Source organism: Novosphingobium sp. LASN5T, from assembly GCF_003856955.1.
GTDB lineage: Bacteria > Pseudomonadota > Alphaproteobacteria > Sphingomonadales > Sphingomonadaceae > Novosphingobium.
In genome coordinates, this window is sequence record NZ_RQSI01000008.1 from 136,836 (window position 1) to 148,043 (window position 11,208).

An 11,208-nucleotide genomic window follows, 5' to 3' on the forward strand; every position below is an offset into this window, starting at 1 on the left:
GGATACCACGAAATCAAGCCCCGCATGGCATCGCAAATAGCTGATTTCAGGGCGCTTCAGAAGAGGCGTCCGACGGTTCGGCGGTTGCGGCGGGCGGCTCGTCCGATGGAGATGCCGGCGCCGGCGCCTGTCCCGAGGCCGCCAGCATCGAATCGAGTCTCGCCAACCGGGCCTGAAGGTCTTCCCGATAGGGGGCATCGGCAGGCGCACGGCGAAGCAGTTCGGCCCAGATCGCCCGTGCTTCTACCAGCTTGCCGGACTGCGCCAGCGCCAGCCCCATGAAGAACGGCGGCCCCGGATGTTCGGGCGAAATCTTCGCCGCCTTCTGGAACGCGAACTGCGCGGCCGGCGTGATCAGCCCGTCGCTATGGCCGACCAGCGTATTGCCGAGCGCCACCCACAGGTCCGCATCGTTGGGATCGGCCTTCACCGCCTTGCCCAGGATCGTCGCCGCCGCGCCGAACTGACCCTGCCGCGAAAGCCCGTCGGCCAGCACCATCCAGCTCTGGCCCTTGCCGAAGGCATCGCCCATCGCCTGCCGCTGCTTGATCAGCGCCTCGTCGGCCGCCTTCTGGTTCTCGACCGCGGCCTTGGGCGCGCCGGGAACGCCCGGATGTCCCTGCAAGGCATAGCCGGCGATGCCGAACAGCAGGGCCGCGCCGGTCAGTTCCCAGCCGGAGCGCGGCATCTTCAGCACGAATGCCAGCACCGCGAAGACCAGAATCGCGATCAGGAGGATCAGCACCCAGGTCATGCGTTATCCTCCAGCCCTTCGGCGTCCGGCTCGTCCACCCCGCCATCGCCATTCCCCCGGCGGAAGCGCTTGCGCAGAAGCAGCGCCGCCAGCACGAGGAACGCGGCCGGCGCGGCGAACAGCGGCCAGGTCATCGGTCGCAGTTGCGGGGTATAGCTCACATAGTCGCCATAGCGTTCGATCAGCCACTGGCGGATTTCCTCCGGGTCTTCCCCCGCCGCGATGCGCGTGCGCACCTGATGGCGCATGTCGCCCGCCATCGGCGCGTCCGAATCCGCGATCGACTGGCTCTGGCACTTGAGACAGCGCAGTGTCTCCATCAGCGCCTGCGCCCTCGCCTCTTGATCGGGATTCGGAAGCTGCTTGTAGGCATAGGGCGCCGGCGGCAGCGAATCCTGCGCGGCGGCCGGAGAAGCCAGCAGAAGCGAGAAGACCGCGATAACGGCGGCTCCACGCCTCGATGCGGCGCGCGCGATCACGATTCCGCCTCCTTCAGCTTGCGCAGGATCAGCGGCACGTCCTCGGCGCGGATGTCGCCGATATGCTGGTAGCGGATCACGCCCTTGCCATCGATCACGAACGTCTCGGGCACGCCCGACGATCCGATCGCGAGCTGGACCTTGCTCAGATCGTCCTTGCCGATCCGGCGGAACGGGTTGCCGTTCGCGGACAGGAACTGGGCCACGTCCTCGCGCCGGTCGCGGATCGCGACGCCGTCGATCTCCACGCCCTGCTGCGCCAGCGCGGCAAGCTGCGGCGATTCCACCGCGCAGGGCACGCACCAGCTGGCGAACACGTTGAGCAGGCGCGGCTTGCCATCCCGGAAGTTGGCGAGCGCCAGGCCGGGGCGGTCGTCCACCGCCGGGGGCAGGTCGAAGCCGGGCAACGGCTTGCCGATGAAGGCGCTCGCCACCTCGCGATCGGCCGGCCGCACCAGGCCGTAGATCACCAGCACGAAGAACCCGGCGAACAGCGCCAGCGGCAGCCACAGCGCCAGCCCCGGCTTCTTCGGCGTCGGATCACGCGGATCGTTCTGCTTGCTCATCGTCCCTGCCTCATGCGGCGATACGCGATCTTGCCTTCGGCCCGCAGCCGCTTCACGTCGGCAGCCACGCGGCCAAGCAGCGCCAATACCCCACCCAGCGCGATCAGCACGCCACCGTACCAGATCATCGGCACGAACGGCTTCCACCAGAAGCGCATCTGCCAGCGGCCGTCCTCGCCCTCTTCGCCCAGCACCGAATAGAGCTGGCCGTTCCAGCGGGTCTTGAGCGCGCTTTCGGTGCGCGTCCCCGGAGGCGAGGCGAAGACGCGCGCCTGCGGTTCCAGCGTGATCGGCGCACCGCCGGCATAACGCGCCGATAGCGTGGCCTGCAGCGCGGTCCAGTTCGGGCCGGCGACCGGATCGATGCTTTCGAGCTTCACCTGCCACGGCCCCACGTTCTGCGTATCGCCCACGGTCATCGCGGCAAGCTTCTCGGTGGAGAAAGCGCTATCGCTGGCCATGCCGAAGAGAGCGACGGCAATGCCAAGGTGCGCGATCACCATGCCCCACACCGGCAGCGGCGTGCGGCGCAGGTTGCGCCCCTTCAGCGGCAACAGGCTGGCGAAGAAGAGCCCGCTGGCGATGGCAAGGCCCAGCGCCGGCAGCAAGTGGATACCCGGCGCGACCATTTCGGCGATCAGGAACACCGCCGCCATAATCAGCGCGGCGATCGCAAAGGGCATGGTGATCCGCCCCGCCTTGTCATTGCGCCAGCGCAGCAGCGGGCCAACCGCCAGCACCAGCAGCATCGGGATCGCGAAGATCGCGGACACGGGATTGAAATAGGGCGGGCCAACCGAAACCTTGGTGCCAAACGCCTCGGTCAGCAGCGGATAGAGCGTGCCGACCAGCACGATGCCCAGGATGCCGCACAGCATCACGTTGTTGAACACGAGGCTCGCCTCGCGGCTGACGAAGCTGAACCGCGCGCCTTCGGTCACCGTCGCCGCGCGTACGCCGAACAGGGTCAGCGCGCCGCCGATGTAGATCGCCAGCAGCGCGAGAATGAAGCTGCCGCGTTCCGGATCGACTGCAAAGGCATGAACCGAGGTGAGAATGCCCGATCGCACCAGGAAGGTGCCGACCATCGACATCGAGAACGCGATCACGCCCAGCATCACGGTCCAGGCCCGCAACGCGTTGCGCGAGGCGAGGACCGAGCACGAATGGAGCAGCGCCGTCGCCGCCAGCCAGGGCATCAGCGAGGCGTTTTCCACCGGGTCCCAGAACCACCAGCCGCCCCAGCCCAGCGTGTAGTACGCCCAATAGGAGCCGGCGGTGATGCCCAGCGTCAGGAATATCCACGCGCCCAGCACCCACGGGCGCATCGCGCGGGCGAAGGCGGGGCCGACATCGCGCGTCACCAGCGCGCCGATGGCGAAGCTGAAGGCGATCGAAAGGCCGACATAGCCGACGTAAAGCGTGGGCGGATGGAAGGCGAGGCCGATGTCCTGCAGCAGCGGGTTGAGGCCGTTGCCATCGGGTGCGGGTTCTGGCAGCCGCTCGAACGGGTTCGAGGACAGCAGCAGGAAGGCGTAGAACCCCAGGCTGACGAAGGCCTGGCCCGCCAGCGTGGCCACCAGCGTATCCTCGCGAAGCCGCTTCTCGATCAGCGCCACGAAGCCGCCGGCCAGGCCCATGATCGTCACCCACAGCAGCATCGAGCCTTCGTGGTTGCCCCAGGTGCCCGCCAGCTTGAAGATGAACGGCTTGGCCGAATGGCTGTTTTCCGCCACCAGCTTTACCGACAGGTCGGTTTCCAGAAACAGCGTGACGAGCGCCAGGAACGCGAAGGCGACCAGCACCCCCTGCATCACCGCCAGCGGACGCACCACGCCGGCCAGATGCTCCCCCTTGGGGCGCAGGGCGATGATGCCCGCCGCCAGTTGCAGCACTGCCAGCGCGGCGGCCATCCACAGGACGGCAAGGCCCAGTTCGGCTATCATGGGAGTTCCGCCATCATTTCGTTTCGGCCACCACCTGTTTCGCCTGCGCGTCGGTCATGTTCTTCATCTCGCGCGGGACATATTTCTCGTCATGCTTGGCCAGCAGGTTGTCGGCCACGAACGTGCCGCCTTCCATCTGTCCTTCCGCGACCACGCCCGATCCTTCAACGAACAGATCCGGCGTGATTCCGGTGAAGCGCACCGGCACCCGCGCCTTGCCATCGCCGACGATGAAATCGATGGTCACGCCATCGGGCCGGGTCTTGATCGATCCCTTCTCCACCATGCCGCCGAGGCGCACGGCGCGGCCCTGTTCGGGCGGATGGGCGACAAGATCGCTCGGCACGTAGAAATAGGCGGCCTGGTTGCGCAGCGCATAGGCGGCGAGCAGGCCCGCGCCCACCAGCACGACCAGCGCGATGACCAGCAGGACCAGCCGCTGATGCTTTGCCTTGATGCCGCTCACTTGCCCCTCGCCCTGTCACGCCGGCGCTCGGCGCGGGCCATGGCCCACAGCGTCCAGCCGACCAGCAACAGCGTGCCGATCACCCCGATCGCCAGCGCCGCCGCCACGTAATCCCATTGATCCAGTCTCTCGTGCATCCTGTCCCCCCGCGCGCCGCGTCAGCCCAGCGCCTTGCGGCGCAGGCGCGCCTCGGTCTGGATGTCGGCCAGCAGCGTCCGCATCCGCGCCAGCACCACGCCGCCGAAGATGCACGAAAAGCCGATGGCCGCAATCAGCAGCGGCCACAGGAACGTGCCGTCGATCGCGGACTTGCCGATGGTGATCGACGGCGGCTGGTGCAGGCTGTTCCACCACACCACCGACCGGTTGATGATCGGGATGTTGATCGCGCCGACCAGACCGAAGATCGCGGTCACGCGGCTCGCGCCCTCACCCGCCTGCGCATCGCGCTGCGCGGCGCCTGCCAGGGCGATATAGCCGAAATAGAGGAACAGCAGGACGAGGAAGCTCGTCAGCCGGCCGTCCCACACCCACCACGTACCCCAGGTGGGACGCGCCCAGATCGATCCCGTGGCCAGGCAGATCGCGGTGAACGCCGCGCCCGGCACCGCCGCCGCGCGCGCGCCGATGGCGGCGAGCGGATGGCGCCAGACCAGCTCGACCAGGCTCGCCACGGCGATCGTGCTCCAGCCCGCCATGCCCAGCCAGGCCGAGGGCACATGGATGAACAGGATGCGCACGGTATCGCCCATCAGCCGATCGGGCGGTACCACCAGCAGACCCCAGGCCAGCGCGCCGAAGGCAAGCACCAGCCCCAGCCCCAGCAGCAAAGGCATCAACCAGCGCGCAAGGCGCAGAAAACGGGCGGGATTGGCAAAACCGTGCATGGACGCGGGAAACACATATCCTCGTCCGGCGGCGCGCGCCGCCGGTTCGCGCCACGCTCTGCCACCTGCGCCGTTCCGGGGCAAGCGCTTAGCGTCCCTCGAAAGGCCGGGATGCGCAGAGAATCTGAGGAAAGATGGGGCGATCGAAGGGGTTCGAACCCTCGACCTCCGGTACCACAAGACGCGACCTCACCTCGCACATGGCTCATTTGCGCCCATCCTGACGCACCGTAGCCGCACCTGACCCACCAAAACCACCCGAAACTAGCCCTCTAGGTTCAAGCTGAACCCTGGAGCGCCGGTTCGCGATCTCGCGAGACATATCATGAACATGCTCCTCCGCTTGGAACATCCGACAACCCTGTATGGTGCCTACCACGGCTTGTTTGCCTGCGGCTCCTGGCGTCAGAACTACAGCGACCCGATGCTGCACCCGTCGCCACTGTCGTGCGGAGAGGTAGCCCAGTTCAGCTACCGCGACATCTTCGGGTTTTCTAGCCTGTCGGCCGCGCGCCGTTGGTTTTTCGACGAGCAGGACCTCAGGGATTGGCACCGTGGCGGCCTGCGCCTCGCTGTGTGGCGCTACCAGCACTCGGACAAGGTACTGGAGGGGTACTCGCAAGTGGCCTTCACCCGGCCCGCCAAGGACCCGCTCTACCTCCCCGCATACGCCATCCACGCCTTCGACGAGGCGACCATCAACGACCTTCTGTCCGACTGGGACATCCGCATTTAACCCAAGGAGTACACCCATGATTGGTTCGATTGTTACCGGCTCCGGCAACTCCCGCCGTGTCCACTCCCTGCCCCGAGATCGCCATGGCCGGAACACCGTGTCCCGCATTCTCAAGGATGCCCTGTTCCCCACCAAGGGGGCCTTCCACAAGGCGCTCCGCGCCGGGAAGCGCCGCGCGGCCGAATACCTGAACCAACAGCAGGAACTTCCTGCCACCGCGTAACGGCCCACTCCACAACCTGAAAGCGGACACGAGGTCCGAGGAGGCACGTACATGCCATACTACATCCATGCCTATGTATCGGATACCGGCGCGCTCCGTTTCGGCGGGGCCACTAACGAGTCGGTCTCTGCACAGCTTATTCAGGTGCCCCCAGCCGGGCACCGGGTAGCCTACCGCATCAGAGTGCGCCCCCGTGGCTGAGTTCCTCGTCTCTGCAACCAGAACAACCGTTGAGCAGGTTACCTACGTGGTGCCTGCCCGGTCACCCTCCGAAGCGGTCCAGAAGATCGCCCATCACGAACTCGACGACGCCGATGAAGCAGCGGCTAGCCCGCTGACCACGGACATTGAGCACCCGTTTTACGCAGGAGAAGCATGACATGCCGAAGATGACCCGCGCTCACTACAACCTGATTGCTGACGCTACTGCGGCCATCATCAGCCGCGCGCAGTCATTCGGCCTCACCGGAGATAACTACAGGGCGTTTCAAGACGCCGCATCGCGGATCATGACGGACGCCATGGCCGGGACCAACAGCCAGTTCAAGGCGGTAAGGTTCCGGGATCGCTGCGTCGGTATCCGCTGCGGAAGGTAACCAAGAAGGAGCAGAGCAGTTAGCAAACAGTTGCGGGTCCTAGTGGCCTGCGAGTTCAGCGGAATTGTACGCCGGGCGTTTGACAGGTTGGGCCATGATGCGTGGTCCTGCGATCTTCGCCAGGCAGAGGACGGAAGCAACCGGCATTACACCGGGGATGTCCGCAAAATCCTGTCATGGGGGTGGGACCTGCTTATCGTTGCTCACCCGCCATGCACCCGTCTGTGTAACAGCGGCGTCAGGTGGCTTAACGAACCTCCTACGAAGCTCAACCCAGCACACCACTCTCAAGAAGAGATCACCGCATACCTGTCATGGAGCAGGGAGGAGAGGCTGGCGTTCATGTGGCGCAAGCTGGATGAGGGCGCAGCCCTATTCTCGGATATGTGGAACGCCCCGGTAGAGCGTGTGGCCGTGGAAAACCCGGTTATGCATCAGCACGCGAAGGACCGGATAGCGAACTACGCCGAGTTCTCTCAGTCGGTACAGCCCTGGCAATACGGGGACTGGGAGACGAAACGAACATGCCTGTGGCTACGGGGCCTACCCCCGTTAGTCCCGCCGTATCCGACCCTTGCGGCCGCAAGGCAGGCGCTCGGCAAATCCGATGAGGATCAGCCCGTAGCCCGCGTCCACAACATGCCTCCGGGTCCAGACAGAGACAAAGAACGTAGCCGCTTCTTCGACGGCATCGCAAACGCGATGGCGGAACAGTGGGGAGGCTACGCGGAAACCGCGATGGCTGCCTAGGTAGCCACAACACATAGCATTCAGCCTTGAAGGGAACCTAAATCAGTGACCGATAATCAGGGGCACATGCCCAACCGTGCCCCGACAGCAAAGGAAATCGAACGGGAGACGCTTTCGTTGGATGCCTACGGTATGAAGGTGTCCGACCTGCTTTCTTTGTATCCGGTACGTCTCGACGCGAGCGTTCGGAAGCAACTGATCCTGAACCCGCTGATCGATGCCATGGCGGAAGAAGGCTGGCTGTTCGCCGGCTCCGGCTTCTTCTCAGCCGTGTTCATCAAGGGCGGCCTGGCCCTCAAAATAGGCTTCAAGGTAACCGACACCGGAGCGATGTACGCGGCTTGGTGCCGGGCCAACCAAGGGAAGCCTGGGGTCCCGCTGGTGTACAGCCTGTCCAAGTTCGTCGGATGCTACGTGATCCTCCAGCGGCGCTACGACAAGCTGGAGACCGTGTGGCTCGACGAGGAAGACGAACACTTCCTCCGTGATGTCGCGGATGAGTACGGCGAGATCAAGACCGCGCTGAACGTGGGTGGCAGCGTCTTTGGGACGCGATACGCCACTGTCAGGACGGCTGCCCAGATACGGGAGTTCTTCGAGGGCATCGTGGACTGGGACGTGCATCACAGCAACGTGATGATGGACGACAGCGGCGAGCTTATCATCACCGACCCCATCAGCTATGGCCCTTGCAGTGACGCGGATGACGGGTATAGCTACGCATCTAACTCGGGGTATTACGGCTACGCTGAAACCAGCGAGACCCTTTGACTGACCTGACTTCACTTGGCATCCCCCGTGGGTGCCAAGCATTGTCCGGCCAACCTCCGGGCTTATTCCACTCAGAGACAAGGATTACGAATTTCATGGCCAAGATGACCCGCGTTCAGAAGATCGCCTACTACAAGGAGCAGATCGCGAAGCTGGAAGCGGAAGAAGCCGCCGACGCGGCGCGGAACAATATCGAAGTCGGGGACAAGGTGGTCTTCGTCTGGGGACGCAGCGAGAACCGCGTCGAGCGCCCCGGCGAAGTGGTCGCCATCAAGGATGACCCGGCAACCGGCCGTTGGGTCAAGGTGACCTCGGGCGAAGGCTTCGACGCCGAGTTCTTCACGGTGCGCCAGAGCGGCATCCTCTCGAACGCTTCGGCCGAAGCCCGCAAGAGCGAGGCCGCGCCTGCCGAGCCGACCCCGGCCGATCCGAACGATCCGCTCGCCGCCGAGTAATCGCCGCACTCTACGACCTGACAACCCGCTTCTGACAAGAGGGCGTCCCTAACCGGACGCCCTTTTTCGTTTCTACAAGGACAAGCATGAACCCGAAGATTATCGCGGTCACCCGCAAGATTACGAACGCCGCCCTCGCGGCCACCATGGCGATCAGCAAGGCGGCCCTGGCTATCAGCCTCGCCGCCAACAAGCTGCACAACTGGGTTCTCGACAAGGCAGCCGACGCAGCGGACCTCAAGGTGGCCAAGGCTTACCGCCAGATCGAGGACGCCGAGTTCGGCATCATCATGGCCAAGAAGCTCAAGGACGCCGCGTGGAGCGATTGGGCGGACGTGGCAGACCGGCGCGACGCCATCGTTGCGGTGGTCAACGCCGAGAAGGACCTGCTTCTCGGAAAGATCGGAAGGGCCGTCCGGGAAACCGTTCCTGCATGATCGATGACAACGGGCCGGCTCTCTGGGGCCGGCTTCTGGAGGAGATCGGAGACGAGCACGCTGTGGTGGCAGGAGGCTGCATCCGGGATTACGAACTCGGGCTGCCTCCCAAGGACATCGACATCTTCATCGTCGGGGACCGTCAGGTACTCAGCGATCTAGTCTCCGAGTTGAACTTTCAGCGAGTCGCGGACCTCACCCTGCTTAATTACCAGGGCGAGTATGACAGCTACGATGACCCCTTGGTTGGCGTGGCCGAAGGCACGCTTCTTGGCGTGGCCGAAGGCACGCTTCTTGGCGTGGCCGTCAACATCATTGCCAACGAGCGCATGGCGCAAGGCCCGGAGTATCTCGTCGAGGGCTTCGACTACGCCGTGACCCAAGGCTGGTGGAGACAGGGCATGGCCAATCCGTGCCTCACCTACGCCGCGCGCGAAGACATCGACAACAGGACAGCAACCCTCCTCACGCAGCGCTGCTACGAGCGAAGCCTGCGGCGGCTGGACAAATACAACCTCAGAAACGGCCACATTCTCAAACTCGTGGACCCTTTCCAGCGGAGTTTCTCCTTTGCACCGATTCTCGGGTGACTGGCCAGTACGGCCTGCCACCAACCCAGACGCAATGACCATTGCCTATGACCCCATCAGCGATGGGGAGCAGGCTTTCTCCGATGTTCCATCGGGCTTTCAAGAAGCGGATTTCCTGAAAGAGAAGATGGACGAGTTCACCTACATCCTGGGGTCACCGGAAGACTAGCCGGTGCTGGACCTCGCATCGTGGTTACCCCAAGCTGAGGTACTGGCACTCGGGCAGCGGCGACGGGTAAATCACGATTGCGGGGGCGGCAGGACCCTCCTTGTCGAGCACAAGGAAAACGGCTTTGCTGCATGGTGTCACCGCTGTTCCCAGCCCGGATGGCACCCACACCCACAACCTAGCCTTGCCGAGAGGATCGCCCGTCTGCGGGCTGTCCGAGAGGCGGAGAAGTCCGCCGAAGCTAGTTCCGCCCCACCAACACCAACGGAGTTCAACCCGTCACTGTGGCCCCTAGAGGCCCGCGTCTGGTTGTACAAAGCAGGTTTCAACAATGACGACATCCAACGACACGGGTTTTATTTCGCAGGTCGTATCCAGCGTGTTGTCCTCCCTGTTCTACGGGACTGGCGTGTTATCTATTGGCAGGCAAGAGGCTTCGACGCTGACCGCCCGAAGTATCTCAATCCGCCAGTGGATAAGCCAATCGCGTACTTCGGAGACAGCGGCCCTCTCGTACTCACCGAAGACATACTCAGTGCCGCCCGTGTCGGGGCCGTCGCACGAGGCGCTGCTATCCTCGGCACTTCGCTTGGAGACCCGGCGATTGCAGAGGTGGTACGAGAAGCAGGTGGCCAGCCTGTCCGTATCTGGCTCGACCCTGATAGCGCTGGCCGAAAAGGCACGGCGAAGGCGCGAAAGGCGCTCTCCCTGGCTGGCCTCAGCGTGTCCAATATCCGCTCTGAGCTAGACCCCAAGTTTTACACCCGATCCGAAATAGAGGAGTTCATTCTATCAGTTTAGACATCACGCTCTTGAGGCTACTTCGGACACGGGAGCGTTACGACAAGATGATCCGGGCTGTGCCCAAGCACGTACTGGACATCAAGACACAGACAATCCTCGACGACTATGGAAAGTTCTTCCGGGAGTTCCCCGATGTCTCCGCTGTTGAGGAGGAGCCATTCTGGCTGTGGTTCCGTAGCTTCGGCCACCCAGGATTGAAGCCGGAGACGCTGGAGTTCTACCGGGAAATAGTCCGGCAGATACAGCAGCCGGTGCCTGAGGAGCTAGAGGCCGGGCTGATGGCCCGCCTCGTGGCAGCCGACACGGCAAGCCAGCTTGCGACGCTGCTGGAGCGGTGGAACGAGGGAGACGAGATCGACCTCGGCTCAGAGCTTCGCGCCACGGTTGAGCGGTTCGAGTTGGACACCAATCGCAAGGTCCGTACCCCGTGGGTGCAGGACGATATTGGTGACTGAGTAGCCCCTAGATTTCTGGACGCCTTCGATCCTAATTTTGAGGACAGGAGGCGATGATGGGAAAGCCCAATTTCAGTGATGAGTTCAAGCGTGATGCGGTGGCCCAGATCACCGAGCGCGGATA

At 63.9% G+C, this 11,208-nt stretch carries 18 protein-coding genes; 11 read left to right on the forward strand and 7 right to left on the reverse strand.

Going from position 1 to position 11,208, the window contains the following annotated elements:
• Nucleotides 1-46: 46 nt before the first annotated feature.
• The 7 genes from EH199_RS08000 to ccmC are packed head-to-tail and all read right to left on the reverse strand — an operon-like array spanning nt 47 to nt 5,098.
• Nucleotides 47-754 (reverse strand): tetratricopeptide repeat protein, encoded by a 708-nt coding sequence (locus EH199_RS08000; RefSeq protein WP_124808723.1) that lies wholly within the window; start codon nt 752-754, stop codon nt 47-49.
• Nucleotides 751-1,233 (reverse strand): cytochrome c-type biogenesis protein, encoded by a 483-nt coding sequence (locus tag EH199_RS08005; protein ID WP_124808724.1) that lies wholly within the window; start codon nt 1,231-1,233, stop codon nt 751-753. The genes EH199_RS08000 and EH199_RS08005 overlap by 4 nt, the downstream gene beginning before the upstream one ends.
• Nucleotides 1,230-1,799, reverse strand: a complete 570-nt coding sequence (locus EH199_RS08010; protein ID WP_124808725.1) for a DsbE family thiol:disulfide interchange protein — start codon at nt 1,797-1,799, stop codon at nt 1,230-1,232. The genes EH199_RS08005 and EH199_RS08010 overlap by 4 nt, the downstream gene beginning before the upstream one ends.
• Complete coding sequence (locus EH199_RS08015; protein ID WP_124808726.1) at nt 1,796-3,745, reverse strand: heme lyase CcmF/NrfE family subunit; 1,950 nt, start codon at nt 3,743-3,745, stop codon at nt 1,796-1,798. The genes EH199_RS08010 and EH199_RS08015 overlap by 4 nt, the downstream gene beginning before the upstream one ends.
• 13 nt (nt 3,746-3,758) lie before the next feature.
• Entirely contained in the window at nt 3,759-4,202 is a 444-nt protein-coding gene (gene ccmE / locus EH199_RS08020) for a cytochrome c maturation protein CcmE (RefSeq protein WP_190287187.1), read from the reverse strand.
• Between the two features lie 5 nt (nt 4,203-4,207).
• Complete coding sequence (locus EH199_RS24365) at nt 4,208-4,348, reverse strand: hypothetical protein (RefSeq protein ID WP_190287185.1); 141 nt, start codon at nt 4,346-4,348, stop codon at nt 4,208-4,210.
• Nucleotides 4,349-4,369: 21 nt separating this feature from the next.
• Entirely contained in the window at nt 4,370-5,098 is a 729-nt protein-coding gene (gene ccmC / locus EH199_RS08025) for a heme ABC transporter permease CcmC (RefSeq protein ID WP_124808748.1), read from the reverse strand.
• A gap of 325 nt (nt 5,099-5,423) precedes the next feature.
• Here ccmC and EH199_RS08030 point away from each other — a divergent pair, with 325 nt between their 5' ends.
• The 11 genes from EH199_RS08030 (at nt 5,424) to EH199_RS08080 (ending at nt 11,084) form a co-directional block, all read left to right on the forward strand.
• Complete coding sequence (locus tag EH199_RS08030; RefSeq protein WP_124808728.1) at nt 5,424-5,834, forward strand: hypothetical protein; 411 nt, start codon at nt 5,424-5,426, stop codon at nt 5,832-5,834.
• Nucleotides 5,835-5,850: 16 nt separating this feature from the next.
• Nucleotides 5,851-6,057, forward strand: coding sequence for a hypothetical protein (locus EH199_RS08035; RefSeq protein WP_124808729.1), 207 nt, complete (start codon nt 5,851-5,853; stop codon nt 6,055-6,057).
• Between the two features lie 193 nt (nt 6,058-6,250).
• Nucleotides 6,251-6,436 carry a hypothetical protein gene (locus EH199_RS08040; protein ID WP_124808730.1) on the forward strand — a complete coding sequence of 62 codons (186 nt, stop codon included), beginning with the start codon at nt 6,251-6,253 and terminating at the stop codon, nt 6,434-6,436.
• Nucleotide 6,437: 1 nt separating this feature from the next.
• Nucleotides 6,438-6,653 carry a hypothetical protein gene (locus EH199_RS08045; protein ID WP_124808731.1) on the forward strand — a complete coding sequence of 72 codons (216 nt, stop codon included), beginning with the start codon at nt 6,438-6,440 and terminating at the stop codon, nt 6,651-6,653.
• 342 nt (nt 6,654-6,995) lie between these two features.
• A complete protein-coding gene (locus EH199_RS24635; protein WP_223806538.1) occupies nt 6,996-7,403 on the forward strand; it encodes a hypothetical protein in 408 nt (135 codons plus the stop codon).
• A 45-nt stretch (nt 7,404-7,448) separates the two neighbouring features.
• A complete protein-coding gene (locus EH199_RS08055; protein ID WP_124808733.1) occupies nt 7,449-8,174 on the forward strand; it encodes a hypothetical protein in 726 nt (241 codons plus the stop codon).
• A gap of 95 nt (nt 8,175-8,269) precedes the next feature.
• Nucleotides 8,270-8,629, forward strand: a complete 360-nt coding sequence (locus tag EH199_RS08060; RefSeq protein ID WP_124808734.1) for a hypothetical protein — start codon at nt 8,270-8,272, stop codon at nt 8,627-8,629.
• An 86-nt stretch (nt 8,630-8,715) separates the two neighbouring features.
• On the forward strand, nt 8,716-9,066 hold the full coding sequence (locus tag EH199_RS08065; protein ID WP_124808735.1) for a hypothetical protein: 351 nt from the start codon (nt 8,716-8,718) through the stop codon (nt 9,064-9,066).
• Nucleotides 9,063-9,656, forward strand: coding sequence for a hypothetical protein (locus EH199_RS08070; protein WP_124808736.1), 594 nt, complete (start codon nt 9,063-9,065; stop codon nt 9,654-9,656). Before EH199_RS08065 ends, EH199_RS08070 begins: the two co-directional genes overlap by 4 nt.
• A 34-nt stretch (nt 9,657-9,690) precedes the next feature.
• Nucleotides 9,691-9,825, forward strand: a complete 135-nt coding sequence (locus EH199_RS24960; RefSeq protein WP_255420447.1) for a hypothetical protein — start codon at nt 9,691-9,693, stop codon at nt 9,823-9,825.
• Between the two features lie 848 nt (nt 9,826-10,673).
• Nucleotides 10,674-11,084 (forward strand): hypothetical protein, encoded by a 411-nt coding sequence (locus tag EH199_RS08080; RefSeq protein WP_124808737.1) that lies wholly within the window; start codon nt 10,674-10,676, stop codon nt 11,082-11,084.
• Nucleotides 11,085-11,208 lie beyond the last annotated feature (124 nt).